General features: G+C 58.8%; 22 protein-coding genes. 5 read left to right on the top strand and 17 right to left on the bottom strand.

Annotated features, from left to right (window positions below; genetic code table 11):
* The 11 genes from NX068_RS01485 to NX068_RS01435 form a co-directional block, all read right to left on the bottom strand.
* Window positions 1–207, bottom strand: coding sequence for a hypothetical protein (locus tag NX068_RS01485; RefSeq protein ID WP_263459518.1), 207 nt, complete (start codon window positions 205–207; stop codon window positions 1–3).
* Between the two features lie 65 nt (window positions 208–272).
* Complete coding sequence (locus NX068_RS01480; RefSeq protein WP_263459517.1) at window positions 273–563, bottom strand: hypothetical protein; 291 nt, start codon at window positions 561–563, stop codon at window positions 273–275.
* The gene (locus NX068_RS01475) at window positions 563–778 is read right to left on the bottom strand and encodes a hypothetical protein (RefSeq protein WP_263459516.1); all 216 of its coding nucleotides are present in this window, start codon (window positions 776–778) and stop codon (window positions 563–565) included. Before NX068_RS01475 ends, NX068_RS01480 begins: the two co-directional genes overlap by 1 nt.
* Complete coding sequence (locus NX068_RS01470) at window positions 775–1,113, bottom strand: phage terminase small subunit (RefSeq protein WP_263459515.1); 339 nt, start codon at window positions 1,111–1,113, stop codon at window positions 775–777. The genes NX068_RS01475 and NX068_RS01470 overlap by 4 nt, the downstream gene beginning before the upstream one ends.
* Entirely contained in the window at window positions 1,110–1,556 is a 447-nt protein-coding gene (locus NX068_RS01465) for a hypothetical protein (RefSeq protein WP_263459514.1), read from the bottom strand. The genes NX068_RS01470 and NX068_RS01465 overlap by 4 nt, the downstream gene beginning before the upstream one ends.
* 384 nt (window positions 1,557–1,940) lie before the next feature.
* On the bottom strand, window positions 1,941–2,450 hold the full coding sequence (locus tag NX068_RS01460) for a hypothetical protein (RefSeq protein WP_263459513.1): 510 nt from the start codon (window positions 2,448–2,450) through the stop codon (window positions 1,941–1,943).
* Between the two features lie 86 nt (window positions 2,451–2,536).
* A complete protein-coding gene (locus NX068_RS01455; RefSeq protein WP_263459512.1) occupies window positions 2,537–3,562 on the bottom strand; it encodes an ArdC family protein in 1,026 nt (341 codons plus the stop codon).
* Window positions 3,559–3,744, bottom strand: a complete 186-nt coding sequence (locus NX068_RS01450; protein ID WP_263459511.1) for a hypothetical protein — start codon at window positions 3,742–3,744, stop codon at window positions 3,559–3,561. Before NX068_RS01450 ends, NX068_RS01455 begins: the two co-directional genes overlap by 4 nt.
* Before the next feature lie 98 nt (window positions 3,745–3,842).
* On the bottom strand, window positions 3,843–4,307 hold the full coding sequence (locus NX068_RS01445) for a JAB domain-containing protein (RefSeq protein ID WP_263459510.1): 465 nt from the start codon (window positions 4,305–4,307) through the stop codon (window positions 3,843–3,845).
* Between the two features lie 262 nt (window positions 4,308–4,569).
* A complete protein-coding gene (locus NX068_RS01440; RefSeq protein ID WP_263459509.1) occupies window positions 4,570–4,968 on the bottom strand; it encodes a carboxypeptidase-like regulatory domain-containing protein in 399 nt (132 codons plus the stop codon).
* Entirely contained in the window at window positions 4,968–6,011 is a 1,044-nt protein-coding gene (locus tag NX068_RS01435) for a YadA-like family protein (RefSeq protein WP_263459508.1), read from the bottom strand. The genes NX068_RS01440 and NX068_RS01435 overlap by 1 nt, the downstream gene beginning before the upstream one ends.
* 149 nt (window positions 6,012–6,160) lie before the next feature.
* On the opposite strand from NX068_RS01435, the gene NX068_RS01430 reads away from it, so the two are divergent.
* Both NX068_RS01430 and NX068_RS01425 read left to right on the top strand, forming a co-directional pair.
* Window positions 6,161–6,577 (top strand): hypothetical protein, encoded by a 417-nt coding sequence (locus tag NX068_RS01430; protein WP_263459507.1) that lies wholly within the window; start codon window positions 6,161–6,163, stop codon window positions 6,575–6,577.
* Window positions 6,546–7,079: a hypothetical protein gene (locus NX068_RS01425; RefSeq protein WP_263459506.1), complete on the top strand. Its 534-nt coding sequence runs from the start codon at window positions 6,546–6,548 to the stop codon at window positions 7,077–7,079. The genes NX068_RS01430 and NX068_RS01425 overlap by 32 nt, the downstream gene beginning before the upstream one ends.
* Before the next feature lie 19 nt (window positions 7,080–7,098).
* Here the strand turns inward: NX068_RS01425 and NX068_RS01420 are convergent, their stop codons facing one another.
* From NX068_RS01420 to NX068_RS01400, 5 genes are all read right to left on the bottom strand, one after another.
* On the bottom strand, window positions 7,099–7,599 hold the full coding sequence (locus NX068_RS01420) for a hypothetical protein (RefSeq protein ID WP_263459505.1): 501 nt from the start codon (window positions 7,597–7,599) through the stop codon (window positions 7,099–7,101).
* A 76-nt stretch (window positions 7,600–7,675) separates the two neighbouring features.
* Complete coding sequence (locus NX068_RS01415) at window positions 7,676–8,536, bottom strand: hypothetical protein (RefSeq protein ID WP_263459504.1); 861 nt, start codon at window positions 8,534–8,536, stop codon at window positions 7,676–7,678.
* Between the two features lie 176 nt (window positions 8,537–8,712).
* Complete coding sequence (locus NX068_RS01410; RefSeq protein WP_263459503.1) at window positions 8,713–9,297, bottom strand: type 4 pilus major pilin; 585 nt, start codon at window positions 9,295–9,297, stop codon at window positions 8,713–8,715.
* A 170-nt stretch (window positions 9,298–9,467) separates the two neighbouring features.
* Window positions 9,468–10,337 carry an ArdC-like ssDNA-binding domain-containing protein gene (locus NX068_RS01405; protein WP_263459502.1) on the bottom strand — a complete coding sequence of 290 codons (870 nt, stop codon included), beginning with the start codon at window positions 10,335–10,337 and terminating at the stop codon, window positions 9,468–9,470.
* Between the two features lie 274 nt (window positions 10,338–10,611).
* Window positions 10,612–10,851 carry a hypothetical protein gene (locus NX068_RS01400; protein ID WP_263459501.1) on the bottom strand — a complete coding sequence of 80 codons (240 nt, stop codon included), beginning with the start codon at window positions 10,849–10,851 and terminating at the stop codon, window positions 10,612–10,614.
* A 179-nt stretch (window positions 10,852–11,030) separates the two neighbouring features.
* On the opposite strand from NX068_RS01400, the gene NX068_RS01395 reads away from it, so the two are divergent.
* The 3 genes from NX068_RS01395 to NX068_RS01385 all read left to right on the top strand — a co-directional run bounded on the left by NX068_RS01395 (window position 11,031) and on the right by NX068_RS01385 (window position 14,469).
* The gene (locus NX068_RS01395; protein WP_263459500.1) at window positions 11,031–11,852 is read left to right on the top strand and encodes a hypothetical protein; all 822 of its coding nucleotides are present in this window, start codon (window positions 11,031–11,033) and stop codon (window positions 11,850–11,852) included.
* Between the two features lie 284 nt (window positions 11,853–12,136).
* The gene (locus NX068_RS01390) at window positions 12,137–13,123 is read left to right on the top strand and encodes a DNA adenine methylase (protein ID WP_263459499.1); all 987 of its coding nucleotides are present in this window, start codon (window positions 12,137–12,139) and stop codon (window positions 13,121–13,123) included.
* An 11-nt stretch (window positions 13,124–13,134) separates the two neighbouring features.
* A complete protein-coding gene (locus tag NX068_RS01385) occupies window positions 13,135–14,469 on the top strand; it encodes a type II restriction enzyme (protein WP_263459498.1) in 1,335 nt (444 codons plus the stop codon).
* Here the strand turns inward: NX068_RS01385 and NX068_RS01380 are convergent.
* Window positions 14,464–14,811: a hypothetical protein gene (locus NX068_RS01380; protein WP_263459497.1), complete on the bottom strand. Its 348-nt coding sequence runs from the start codon at window positions 14,809–14,811 to the stop codon at window positions 14,464–14,466. The two genes, NX068_RS01385 and NX068_RS01380, sit on opposite strands and share 6 nt — an antisense overlap.
* Window positions 14,812–14,815: the final 4 nt, after the last annotated feature.

Here is a 14,815-nt window from a genome sequence, read left to right as displayed (position 1 = left end):
TCAGTGCCTTGTGTTGCTCTGTGGGTTGTGGGACTGGAAGTAGTGGTTGAGCCACACGCGTGCGGCTTGGTCTTCGGTTTCCCAGCCGATCTTGTCGGCCCAGAAGTTGACCGGCCAATCCAGACCAAACGGCACCTGCTTGGCGTACTGCTGTGCCAGCAGGCGCAACTGGCTCATGTCGTCCACCGTTGACCCGGTGAACGGCATGACGGAGCAAGCCGTGGGAGAAATGCGCCGGACGTAGCCGGGCGCAATCGGGCCTTTCCGGTGCTTCATGCGGCCACCCGCTTGGCTTCCTGACGCCTGAACCACGCAAGCGACAGTTCATCGACGGGCTCGCCCTGGACGTTGAAGTCCAGTGCGGGGCTGGCCGTCCTCTTCATGGTGTCCACCACCAGGTCGTCGCCCCAGTAGCCATTGCCTTCCGGGGACCACAAGGCGCCCGCGCAATCGCTGTGCCTGACCTGCTCGATGGCGTCGGCAATGTTGTCGGCTTCAACGGTGAGCGTGGCCGTGTGGGGCACGATCTTGTTGATCCGGACGTTGAACTGATAGGTGGCCATTACTGTTTGCTCCAGAACCAAAAAGTCTCGACGAACCGCTCAACGGTTCGCTCGGTGATGGGGTCGCTGGCCAGCAGCGACCCGGAAACGGCTTCAATGCGGAGCCGGTTTTTCTTCTCGACGATCCGCACGCCGAACGTCGTGCCGCGTCGGACAATGCGCCCGTCCTCGGCCAGGTGGGCGTCATACGCCTGCAGGGCTTGTTGCCAACTCATGCCGCCTTCCCCTTCAGTTCCGAAGATCGTGTTTCAACACCCGGGGCGTTCTCGTCCAGCCATGCGTTGATCGACTTCTGGTCAACGGTGTGGCCTGCCATCAACTGGCGGGCGCACCAGTCGCCGAACGACTCCGCTACTTCGTAAGCCCAGCAACCGGGGAAACCCTCGGGCACGAAATAGGCTTGATAGTGGGCGTCCAGCAACGGCTGGAAGGCCAGCACTTCTGCCACCAGTTCCAACTCCCCGCCGTCGTAGTTCCCGGTCGTGGGGTCGCGGAACGCGGCGTCAACGCCAATGGCCATGAAAGCCAGATCAAGCGGACCGTTGATCATGCGGCCCTCGCGAAGTAGTAGGAGCGGCCCGAGAAGATCGACACCGTGTTGTCGGGGTCGTGGCGGAACTCCACCCGGATATCCCCCGCACAGTCGGGAACCTCGCCGTCTTGCTCGTCGATGGCCTGCCCTCGGGACCGGGCGACTTCGTCGGCCACGGCCCGCAAGTCCAGTGAGTCGTCGTCGGCCAATGGACGCTGCAGCAGGACTGCCCCTAGGCTGGGGCCTTCATTGATCGCCACCACCACAGTGAAGGCCGGGGGAATGCTGAAAGCAGGATCGCCCTGCCCGGCTCGGTGTTCCTCGCACGCTTCGCACCACACTCCATCCAGAACGGACAGAACGTCGAACTCCCCACTCTCCGGATCGAACTGCACGATGGCGTCATGCCGGATATCCCGGCTGCCGCACGTCGTACACCACCATGTTGCCTTCTCTTTCATTGCTGGTTCCAGTCCGGGACAAGCCCCGCGAATGTCTCGGAATGGAGACCAACAGCCGGCAGGCGGCGCGCTGTCAATGGAGGAAGCACTAGCGGCTGGCGCGGCCCGCAGGTACGAGGACACGGGCCGCTAGAGCGACCATTGACAGAAAGAGCGACGGCGGTTGGCACACGGCGAAGCCGTTTGATCCTGGGCCAGGGACCGAAGCCCCGCAGGGGTCGATCCGTGATCGATCGTTAGACGACGGGCGCGTTGGCTATGCCAGGCCCCGTGTTCGCCAATGAGGATCGCGCTTCATGCGCATATGCAACCAGACCAGCAACGCAGAAAATCCCAGGGAAGGTATCGTTGGAACGAGCAACAGAAATATCATTGCAACGGGTTTCAACGTGGCATTTCCATCGGCGCTTTCAGCAACGACGTGAGTTCACCGATCGAAACAACAGGCTTCACGCACGCGATTTTCGGATGTTCCACATTCGCTTTCCGGGTCGAACCGCCATTGCGTTTGATTTCGATAGAACGACGGATCCCTGCACTAATACCGGTCTCGAATACGTCGCCTTCAATCAGCACTTGACCTTTGCCTTCGGGCAACGCAACCGACGTTTCATACACGCCTCGCTTATCGGTACGCACGACTGCAAGTTGCTTGCCGTCCAACGTATCGATCGAGATAGCGCGATCAGAGACGGGACCGTAACCGTTTCGCCAGAACGCACCGCGGATATGGCAAACGCCATTCTCAACGCGCGCTTCCGGCTCGCCGGCCAGACGATAGATCTCTTGTCGACTGGGCGTTTCACTGGCGCTGGACGAAAAGGCGATGAGCAGCAACGCAACGAACGTGGCGCCTGCGGCAAGGAGGGGAAGGCGATGGGAGGGAGTGGACATGGCGGACCTGGTAGGTGGATGGATACCTAACCATTCTTGGGCCATTGTCGTTCCTGGCAAGTCCGCCATGTCCTTGCCATTCCGCTCTACATCGCAATCCCCAGCGGTACCAACGCGGCCTTGGCGATTACGGCCACGGCGGTTTCCAGCACCGGCAGACGATCCAAGGCGCCTTCTGCGAGTTCTGCAGGCGGCAAGATCTGGGGCAACGGTTCGTAGGTGAAGCGTTCCAGGCCCAGGAAGTCGCAGACCTTCTCGGCAGCGGTCGCAGCCGTATAGAAGAAGTTTGGATCTTCCTTGGCGATCTTCATCCAGTGATGGATATACGCCGCGTGCTGGGTGGGGTCGTGTCCTATGCCCAGTTCAACACCCATGATATGGCTGGCGGTTTCGGCAATCATTTCTTCGCGGGCATAGGACTCGGATCCGAACGAGCCCGTCAGGTCGCGGTTCAATCGGCTCTCATGGCCCGACCAGTGCGCCAATTCGTGGGTGAGCGCCGCGTAGTAGCCCGCAGGCTCCAGGAAGCGCTCGGGATACGGCATACCGATCTTGTCCGCCCTGGGCGCATAGTGCGGGCTGCTCGCGCCGTGAATAACAACAGCGCCCGAGGCCTTGACCAAGGCCTCGCACCTTTCATGCCGTTCATGCGGCGTCGACTCGGGCCGCTTGGGTGGCGGTGGCAACCCGTCGATCTGTTCAGCGTTGAATACACTGAACGGGAAGGTCCTGGGCTTGTCCATCCAAGGTTCCACTGACGCGCCCTTCGGGTGCGGCGGCTGTACAACCGTGGCGTTGTCCGCTTCCTGGCCATTGGGAAAGATCACTTTGCGCAAGGGGATACCCTTCTCCCCTTTGCGCACCTGGGCGCCAACAGACAACGCCTGCTTGTAGGTCATCCACCGATTGTCCTCATAGTGGTTGACCATGCCGGCAAGCCACAGCATGACGCGGTTCCCGCCCCGGTAGGCTTTTCCGGTGGTGGGGTTGTAAGGCAGGCCATTGATCGTTGAAGGATCGCCGGGTTTCAGGAATGGCAGGAAGGGCTTGCCCTCCTTCATCAAATCGATCAGGACTTGCGCTTGCGCCTGGGCCAAGTCCGAATACTTCATACCCGGATTTCCACTTCCTTCTCATCCTCCAGCGCATGGCGGACGTAGAACAGAGCGGACTGCTTGTCGAACAGGTGATCCGAACTCTCGCCTGGCTCAATGCACAAGCCTTCTTCGGTCTTGATCACGCGAAAGCGAGGGGCGGCTTCGACGGCGTCAGCCAGCGAGATTGCGTCTTCCATTGGAGTGGTCTTGAAGGGAACAGCCTTCAAGGTACGAAAGCCCCACCGCTGCGCGAGTCGCGCGGAAAACTTTTGCGGTGGGGTTCGCAAGGACTGGGTTAGACCCAGCCTCGCGCGGCCATGCTGGTGTAGCTATCGGCAGTGACGACGAAGTGGTCCAGGAGACGAACGTCGACCAGTGCCAGCGATTGCTTCAAGCGGGCGGTCACGGCCCGGTCGGCGCCGCTTGGCTCGTTGTTGTTCGAGGGATGGTTGTGGGCGCAGATGATCGCGGCGGCTCCCAGCGTCAGGGCGCGTTTGGCGATTTCCCTGGGGTGGACTTCTGCGCCGTCCAGGGTACCGGCGAAGAGGTCTTCCACGGCGATGACCTTGTGGCGCGTATCCAGGAAGGCCACGGAGAAGACTTCGCGTTCGTGGTTGGCCAGTCGGTAGCGGAACATGTTGCCTGCGGCCGAAGGGTCGGAGAGTTGGGTGCTGTCGGCGCGAATGCGCGAACGCATGAGGGTTTCGGCTTGCTCGATCAAGCGGCTCTGCTCGGTGGTCAGTGGCTTGGGGACTCGCATGTTGCTTCTCCTGGTCGCGCCGAAGTGGCGTGCGCAGGGCAAGTCGCCGTGGCCACAACGAGGCAACGCACCCGAAGGGTCGCAACAGAGTGGAGAAGCCGAATGGCTTGCGTTGGATCGCGACACGGCAAAGTGCCCGGTGCCGCTAGGCGCTGCCAGGAAAATCACTTCGTCGTCCTAAAGGGCGCGGCCAACATGACCGCGCAGATAAAGAAACGGCACCCGAAGGTGCCGTTTCCCCTCGAAGCCCATCCTCATAGGCTTACAACACGAAACGATCGCCCTTGGCCTGCCGCCACTGCCAGGCGGACAGCCAGCGCGGCGATGACGCGTTCAACTCGCCCAGGACGCAGTTGCGGACATGGATCTGTCCCAAGGCCACGCGCCCCTGGAAGCGGACAGCGGGAACGTCTGCGCCAGGTGCGAAGCAGGACACCCGATAGGTGCCATCCGATCGCCTGCCGACCGCGTGCCAGCGGCCTTTGGCGTTGGCGACGTGACGCGTGATCCGTCCAGTCTCCACATGCTCGACCAGCATGACGGCACCGGGAACGGCCTGACCCGAAGCGTCGACCACCTTGCCGCGGAAGTCGGATGAGAGTTGACCCGCGTGGGAAGCGAATGGCAGGAGCAACAGGAGCGCGAGCAGGAAGGCTTTCATTAGCGCCCCCCGATCCGCAAGCCGACGCCCACTACCGCCTTGTTGCCGCCACCGAAGGAGGCACCCACGGCCATGGACACGCGATCGTTGAAGCGCTTGGACCAGCCCACGGCCACCGCCGCCGAACTGCCCGAGTAGCCGACACCGACGGACAAGCCACCTTCACCGGGGGCTGCAGCCATCATGGACATGGCGCCCATCTGCGCACCCAAGCCGTCGATACGCTTGCCGACTTCGCCGAAGCGGTTGTTGATGTTGTCCCAGCGATCGTTCCACAAGGTCTCGTCGAAGTTGGAGCCGTTGGGCAGGTTCTGGAGGATCTCCCAGACCTGGCCACCATTGACGGCGTCGGTCGAACCCTGAGAAATGGAGCCGTTGGCGACTTGCGTGACACGGCGATTGCCCATGGCCACTTCGTTGGCCTGGGTGGTACGCGTCCCTGCGCCGATGGCAACCGAGTTGGCGTGACTGGCATTGGAGCCTTGACCCAGCGCAACGGCATTGGTGGCTGACGCTACGCTTGCCGATCCATACGCATTCGCGCCGTTCGCGGTGGCGCGAGCGTTATTGCCATAGGCATTCGAGGCGTAGCCGGTTGCCTGCGCAGTGGCACCCGAGGCGGTGGATACGTCGCCAGAGGCGACGGTGGCGACACCTGTTGCCGTTGCGCTATGACCCGAGGCATTGGCCTGGGCGCCAGTCGCAGTGCTGCCATAACCGGAAGCAGATGAAGAATGACCAGTGGCCGTTGACTGTTCGCCAGTGGCCTCACTTTCCGCGCCCGTCGCGGTCGCTTGTCGTGCAGTCGCTTCGGCATAGTTGCCGGTGGCGGTCGACGCCTGGCCTGTTGCCCTGGCTTGATCGCCATAGGCGGTCGCCCCATTCCCACTGGCCTCCGAGAACGGGCCGCACGCGGTTGAACTGGAACCAGAAGCAACCGCATTGGCGTGGCAGGAGTAAGACTCCAACTGCGGGTCGAACGTTTGGGCTTGCGCGCCGAATGCGGCAAGACCCAGGGAAAGAATGAGAAATGAGCGCTTCATGTGTTTGCCAGGTGGGGTGGTCACACCAGGCTAGTGGCGTTGTCGTCTCTGGCAAGTGGTCAGAAATCCATCTGCCCCAGTTTAGTGTTGATTTCCCTCCCGCCCCCGCCCCAGGCCAGCCCTCCCATCCACCCCGAATGCGATCCGCCATGACCAGAAAAGATCAAGCCATCAAAGGCAAAACGCCATGGACGCAGTTTGTCGAATTTGCACGCAGATCTAGTAAGCGCATGTGGCTTCTGAGGGTCGTTTTGTATGATGGGAAAACCCTCCGAAGTTTTCGCCCTATGAAAATTCACACTTCTCAATCAGTCAGAGCAAATCGCCGCCTAGACTTTTTTACAGCGAAGGAATCGTTTCTCGAAGGGTTTCTTTCTATTGGACTCAACCAGGAAGACGCCCTACGAAACGACATTCGGCGGCTAAAATCCCAACGCTTCAACATCGGTGCTTATTCGTGGGCGCAGGTAGCCAAGGATCTAAACGACGCTCTTGGGGTTGAAGCCGCCAGTCTATCCCAACCGCAAGGTAGTGATGTCGCGCAGAAACAAGAAGAGAAATCATAAGCAAATCAAGCCTGGCCCTGCGGCACACCAAGAAGAAAATGGGCGGGCCCTTGAAATTGCGAAAACTCTGGTAGATAAACCAGAGTTGATACCTGGTGTTCTGAATGAACCACGTGTTGCCGCACTTATCGTGCAACAAAATATCCATAGATCATTCTTTCCGGCACCAGAAACGCTGCGCGAATTGGAGTTCTTTTGCCCGGGCGCTACACATAGATTACTGAAAGAAGCGGAACGCAACGGAAGGCACGGCCGCATGATTGAAGGCATCCTCGCCATTTCCATGGTTTCAACTCGACTGCTGGGTCAGTTGATGGCGGCAGGATTGGCAATAGCGGCCATGAGTGGAGCCTATGATCTTGCGATGGAAGATAAGGATATTGCCGCCTTCATGGCCGGGCTTACCGGAATAGCACTTCTCGCTGGAATATTTGTCGGAAGAAGAAAGCAAGAGAACTCTCGGTCAGACGACGAACCAGACGCAAAAACAACAAAAAAATAATTCTGACGATTCCCTGTGGTCAGAACATGTCTTCTCTAGCCCCGTACTTGCCGACTAGGCAGTCCCCCATTACTTTCCTGCCAAACCGCATTGCATCCTGGTTTTCGGCTGTGAAGGCAAGATCGACTACACGCGGCACAGCCGGATTGAATTCTTTGGTTCCATATGCCTGGACTAGCCCGTTTATAACCCACAAACGGCTATATCCCTGTTGTTTGGCGGACATCGCCGCAAAGGCGATGGTCCCAAGTTTCTTACAATTTTCAAGAACCAAATTTTCGTTGGTTGCCTTGGTTTCCGCTACTTGCCGGGCCTTGGTGGCCCGCTCGATGTCAGAAACTCTCTCTGCATCCAGTTCTTCTGGGGTAAGCGGCCGATTCGCCTCCATTCTCAACTTTTCCATATACTCCTTTTTTGCTGCTCTTTCATCAGCAGTCAGCCTATGGATAGCGACGCCAAGCCCTAATGGCGCCACGATTACGACCAATAACACTAACAAGAGTAGTTTCTTGGTTGACATTGGAATGAGAGAGCCATGAAAAGAGCCCTCAACGTAATCGGTTGTCAGAGATGGTCAAGAAAAGGCTAGGCTGTTATTACCTCAACCGATACCCATTGATCCACGCCACCCAAAGCCAGACGTGATTGCGTAGCCCCTCGATCGTCTTGCTGGTCGTCCAGGTCTTCCGGGACAGCCTGGCCAGGTCGTTTCTCATCTTGGCGTGGATCAGGTTGATCTGGAATAACGGATCGAATGCATGTGGGTCTTTCTTGGGCGAGTGTGAGCGCACATGCTGGATCCCGGGCAGGTTGGCCCTGATCCACTTGCCGTAGGACGCGTCCCCATCGGTCGTGAACCTCGCCCCTGGTTTCAGGTAAGGCGCCAGGCTGGTCAGGAGTCGTGGCACGTGCCTGGCCCGGGTGTCTGTCGTCCAACCGTTGGCCTTGCCCTTGGGCATGGTGCTGGACAGGCGAGAGATGGTGAATCCCAGCACCTCCCCCGTGCAGGCCCGCACTACCACGGCCACCGAGACTTGCGCCCAACGGGCGTGAATGAACGTCTCCAACTCGTCCATCATCACGTGGCCGGTGCCATCTGCCTGCCAGAGCGCTTCCATGCGCTCCTGGTGAAGCCGCTTGGCCTCCGCGGCTAGATACTCCACCTTGGCCTGGACGGTCTGTGGGGAACATTCCAGGAGCGTGGCCATGCGCCGCATGGTCGCCCCGGACACGGCCAACTGAAAGATCTGCCGGTTGAGGGCGGGCCGGTGCTGCTGGGCGATCGGCTTGGTCTGGGTGGCCGAGAACGTCTTGCCACAGGCCCGGCACTGGTATCGGGGCACGGGCTGGTGGTTGTGCCGAGGGCGGTAAGTGCCGTGCTTGCGATAGAAGTCAGCCGGCGGGTTCCGGTGGTGCTGGCAAGCCGTATTGGGGCAGACCGGTCGGGGGTTGCGCATGTGCGCAGCCTAGCCGAGAAAAAGGCCAATTATTCAAGTTGGGATAAAGAACTGGCCCGGAGTGCTTGATCTACGGTCTGGATCGCATGTTCAAACAACACTGAACTAGGGCAGATAGGTCAGAAATGACAAAGGGCGGATATTCCGCCCTTTGCGTAACCCCGAACAGTTCGGGATCAGTTCGAGACGAACTGGATGGACGCTTGCCCACCCGTGCCTTGGCAGGCCGTGGCGATCGCGGCTTCGTCCAGGGCCACCTGGGTGGAGGAATACAGGTCTTGGACCACGGTGCCCGAACCGATGGCGCCACCATTGGCCGCGTCCACGCGGACAGTGCCGTAGTTCGACACGGCCGCACCGGCCAGGCGAATGCACACGTCGGTGGGGACGTTCGGATAGACGAACGAGAAGTAGCGGGCGGGAACGACGGATGAGGTTGCGCCGGCTGCGGTGGTGGGGCCAACGGCCACCACGCCACCCCACTGGTTCTGGATCGTGCCGTCCGACATTTTCATGGCGTTGGGGAAGATCTCGGCTTGACCGGCAACGGTGGCGGACAGGTTGGCGTAGTTGTTGGTGGTGAACAACGCCTTGACGCCGGCCTGGGCCGAGGACAACACCTGGTTCTCGTAGGTGGCGTTGCGACCGGATTGGACGCGGGGATAGATGATGAAGGCGGCGACCGCAAGGGCCGCGATGATGGCAAGGACCAGCAACAACTCGATCAGCGAGAAGCCGGCCTGGCGGGAGGGAGTATTCATGGGAGGGCTCGGTAAGTCGAATGCAACCGGCTCGACCGAACCCGCGCCTAAACAGAGTATGAACAAACAAAAGGCTTGCCATGTTCGGCAAGCCCTTGTTTTGATTTCTGCGAATGGTGGGGCAATATTTTTCTGAAGGTAAAGTGGCGACGCGCCACTTCAAGTCCAGGTCAGAATGGAATGTCCTGATCTTTCGCCTGCGCCTGTGCCTTCTCCTGACTCTTGACCTTGGATTTACCCTTGCCGCGCGGCTCGGCGGCGGGCGCCACGTCAGGTTGGACTTCCTTACGCGGCACCCTATCGAACACCAGAGGCTTGATCCCGATCGTGTTCAAGGCCTTGTTGGCGTCGTCGATCGCCATATCCACGTTCTTCCAGTGCGGGCGACGCTCAATGAAGGGCTTCATGGTGTGGACCAGGGACGGATCCACTTCGCGCGGCAAGCCCAGCCGGGCTTGGGCGGTCAGCATGGCCAACTCCCGGCGCAGCACCACGTCGGCTTGTTCCTGCTCGCCCTGGGCGTCAGGGAACTGTTCGGCCAGCACTTCGGCCAGACGTGCGTTGTACTGCTGGGGCGTGGGCGTTTTCTTGCGCGGTGCAATCAACGCGTCCAAGCCTTCCTGGCGAATGGCTTGCTGTTCAGGGGACAGGCCTGCGTTCAATGGCAGGTTCAAGCCCCGGATCTGGTCGGCGTTGAACACGGTCTTGATGACTTGCTCGTAAGGCTTGCCGTCCTTGCCACCAATCCAGTCCAGGATCTTGGTGCCGACTTCGCCTTGACGCACGGTGGCGCCAGCCGCCTTGGCCTGGTCGTAGTTGAACCAGTACGGGCTCTGGAAGCCCTGGGCCTTCGCGGCCATCTGCAACTGCAGGGCGTTGTCGCCCTGGTAGGGGAAACCCGACGCACCGCGCGGCTCGCCGCCGATATCAGGCATGGGTTGGTTGGGGTCTTGCCAGTTCCAGTACAACGGGTTGGTTCCGTTGCGCAGGTTGGCGGTGAAACTACGCGCTTGGCGTTGACGATACTCTCGAAGATCCATTGGGCACCCTGATAATCACTTTGTGCCCTCGCTCCAATGCCTCGTCAACCAACTGTTCGCAGGACCGAATGGTGGACAAGAACTTGCCCGTTGCCATGAAGTTCGTGGCAAGTTGCATGCGGAACCCGGTCTTGGTGCGCTGGATCAAGAAGCGATCTGCGGCCAGGAGGGTTTCGGTTTCGGTGCTGTTGGGGTCGGGTGTCATTGGCTAGCCTCTATGCTCCCACCATCATGGGAGGAACCCGGGCCAGCGCAACGCGATTACTGCGAATGCTTACGCAATCGGCGTGAACGTCGGTTCACCGTTGGCGATCCGCTTCTGCCCTGCGGGGGACTGTTCGTAGTCTTGGAGGATCCGGGGTTTGCGCCCCACCCCACCCTCGCGCAGCGAGCCATCGGCCAGGCGGCGCACGCCGCCCCAGTAGAACTTCTTGCCATTGGGCAGGCGATAGTTGGGTTCGGCCTGGCTGTATTCCTGGCCACGCAAGCGCATGTGCGGGTGGGCGCGGAACATGCGGCGCAAGGCCTTCAACGTCTATCTGCCCTAGTTCAGGGTGGAACATCCTGCGATCTACACCGTAATTTGAACGCTAGACGCCATTATTTATCCCAACTGGGATAAATCTGGCCCGGATTTCGGCTACGCTCCGGCCCATGCGCAACCCTCGGCCGGTCTGTCCCAATCCGGAATGCGTGAACCACCGCAACCCGCCGGCCAGGTTCTATCGCAAGAACGGCTATCGTCGCCCCAAGCACAATCACCAGCCCATCCCCCGGTATCAATGCCGGGCCTGTGGCAAGAACTTCTGCGCCACACAGGTCAAACCCATTCGCCAACAACACCGGCCAGACCTCAACGCTCGCATTCTGGAACTGGCGGTATCGGGTGTGTCTATGCGCCGTATGGCCGTGTTGCTGGGCTGCGCCCAACAGACCGTCCAGGACAAGGTGGAGTACCTGGCCAGCGAGGCGAAACGACTCCACCAGGAGCATATGGAAAACCTGTGGCTGGCCGATGGTACCAGCCACGTGATGATGGATGAACTTGAAACCTTCATTCACGCCCGCTGGGCGCAAGTGTCCGTGCCCGTGCTGCTGCGAGCCAAGACAGGCGAGGTGTTGGCGTTCTCGATCGCGAGACGTTCGAGCACCATGCCAAAGGGACAAGCCAACGGGTGGACGACGGACAACCGGCACAAGGTTATCCCGAAACTGCTGACCAACCTTCAGTCCTACTTGAAGCCTGGCGCCACCATCACAACAGATGGCGACGCCTCCTACCCGAAGTGGATCCGTCGACACCTGCCGGGCGCAAACCACAAAGCAGAACACTCACCGAAGAAAGACCCTGCGGCGTATGACCCGCTGTTCCAGATCAACCACACGCACGCGAAGATGAGAAACGACCTGGCCAGGTTGTCCCGGAAAACATGGACAACAAGCAAGACCATCGAGGGGCTACGGTGCCACCTCTGGCTGTGGGTGGCGTGGACGAACAAGTACCCACTGCGTTAGCACTCTGGCCCGATTGTTAGAATGTGATATAGCGTCGCCAGCATGTCGTAGTCGGCATATCGCTCCCGGAAAGGGCAGGCACGGATGCAATGCATCCGGTAAAAATCACAGGCAAGATCTCTCATTAGACGACGCTGAAATGCGTTGTAAAGTCTATTTTATTGAGTTGCCTGTAAGCAGTTTTTGATTTCTCGTATAGGCTCGCAGTAAATCCGAGTCCAGCGCATTGCGCGATTTCGATTTATGGAAAGTATGGGTGGAGGTCATAAAGAACCTCCACCCCCATGTCATACACAGATCCAAACACCTTCACCCTGGAACCCGTTTCTCCGTTTGTTCCAGGCGTCGACTTTCTCAACTCACAGCACATCCACAAAGTTTCGGCGCGGGCTGTGCGCCAAACAACTCCTGGCAATGCTCGACCCGCCCAGACAGTTGCGCCGGCCGGTACAACTCTTCCTGCCATTCGGCCATTCGTGAAGTGGGTGGGTGGCAAGCGCCAACTGCTCGATATCCTCACTAGCGCCATGCCAAACAGCATGACTGGCCGCTACTTTGAGCCATTTATCGGGGGGGGCGCGTTGCTCTTTTCGCAGCAACCAGCCAACGCAACAATCTCTGATATCAATCCAGAGTTGGTTAACTGCTATCAGGTGATCAAGGACGATCTGGAAGCCTTGATCCGCAGCCTTAGCCGCCATAAGAACACGGAAGAACACTTCTACGCGGTGCGCGCCAAGCGTTTGTCCACCATGACGCCCGTTCAGCGGGCCAGCCGTTTCATTTACCTCAACAAGACGTGCTTCAACGGCCTGTATCGGGAGAACAAGTCCGGGCAGTTCAATGCGCCCTATGGCCGCTACGACAATCCGAAGATTGTCGACAGGGAGAACTTGCTCAACATCCATCGTTACCTGTCTGAGAACGATATTGAAATTCTCCACTCTGGTTACCAGCACGTCCTGGAGAATGCCAAGGCTGGGGATTTCATCTACCTCGACCCGCCGTATGCGCCAATGTCGTCGACTGCCAACTTTGCCTCCTACACCAAGAGCGGATTTGGTCTCAAAGACCAGCAAGAACTGGCTAGCGCTGTTGCCGAGCTGACTAGGCGTGGGGTCAAGGTCATGCAATCCAACTCGAACACGGACTTGATACGCAGCCTCTACAAGCAGTTCAACATTCAGACTGTCTACGCCACCCGTGCCATCAACTGTAAGGGCGATCGCCGGGGCAAAGAGGCTAACGAAGTCCTGATTACGAACTACTGAGCCATCAGCGCATGGCAGCCAAGAAATCAAGTCCCAAGAATGGTAATGGTGCCGCCCCAACAGGCGGCACCACCAAACCGTCCAAGACAACCAAGGTGGACACGGCCTGGAATACTATCTTCCAGCAACTGCCCATACTTCAAACGCTCAATAGACAGGGCAACAACTACTACGATATTTCTGCGACCGATATCAAAAAGTTCGGCAAGGAAGAGCCGCGCTTGATGACCAAGATGGATTTCGACGAACAGCGCCCGAACATCATGCGCTCAAACGGCTTGTCCATCCTGGCAATCAAAAATGGCCTCTATCGCATAGGCAGGTTTGACCCATTCTTGACATTGAATAGTCGCCCAGCCGTCAAGGCAACCCGCCTATATTTACCCAAAACCGTTACCACCATCGATCCACTGCATTTGCGGCACGAAGCCGTCATGCTCGACGCCATGTTGGCGTCAGGTGCCTTGGCCGACGTGTTCGGCGAGGATGTTCATTTGACGATACGTGGTCGCGTTCACAGCCCGAAGTTTCCATTCGGCCTGAATGGCGTCGATCTCCCTATTGATGGCGTACAGATCGAAGTAGATGGAGGTTATGAGGGTGCCAGTAGTATCAATCTGGTAGAGGCAAAGATTGGTTTCCGCAGCAATCTCAGTGTACGGCAGGTTGCCTACCCGCACTTAGCCTGGGAGACCAAGAAGACCAACACCAAGGCCGTAAAGTCCTTTATCTGTTTCTACGAAGAACCGCTCATTCGCTTCATTCCGGTCGTCTCCGCGCCAGGGTTGTGGTTGCCTGACCATGCCAATGAAAAGCATTACACATTCGTTGACAGCGCGTCTTTTGATATCCGCTCAGTTCAAGTCGATCCAGTCAAATCAGCACCACCCCTGAAAGACCCACCCCCATTCCCCCAGGCTGACTGCTTCCCAAGAGTCTTGGCCATGTTTTCAACGGTGGCCAAACAAGATGGCGCCACCATGACCAAAGATGAGTTGTTGGGGGAGTTCGACCTAGATCCGCGCCAGATTGATTACTACGCCAACGCTCTACGCTGGATTGGTCTGGTCTCCAAGGAAGATGGGCGCCGCTCCGATGGTGAGGGCTGGTCAATTTCATTGACCGAGTTTGGCGTGGATGTAAACCGAATGACACACGCAGAACGGATTGAAGCGATGGCACGTGTGATTTTTCGTGAGCCTCTGTTCTACAACACCCTCCACAAGCTGGATCTGGTAGAAGGCATGTTCAAACGATGGGGGGTTGGGGCCAGCACGCAACCACGCCGCCTTCAAACCGTAAGGGGCTGGATCAAGTATTTTCTGGAAGAAACCGAGCCCTCATAACCTTCGCCCGAACCACCCCCAAAGCAAGAGGGGCCGTCCGTTGGGCGGCCCTTTTATTTGCAGCCAGGACCTCATGTCGGCTTTATATCCACCGCAAACTAGGGCAGATAGCTTCAACGTGGGCGCCGACAGGTAGGGCGCGATCTGTTCGTAGTGCTGGATCAGGCCCAGGACTTCATGGTCCACCCGTTCGCGCTCCATGGGCTTGGTCCAGGCCCGAGGCGGCTTGCGTTCGTCCAAGGCCCGGTGGGCGTCGGAGACCTGTTCGATTTTCCGGGCGACGGCGGGGGAAACGCGAGCGGTTTTGCGCCCGGTTTCGGTGTCGACAACAGACGTGGCCATTTGT

This window comes from Thauera carbonicopians, from assembly GCF_025699485.1.
GTDB lineage: Bacteria > Pseudomonadota > Gammaproteobacteria > Burkholderiales > Rhodocyclaceae > Thauera.
This window is presented reverse-complemented; position numbering and strand designations above follow the sequence as displayed.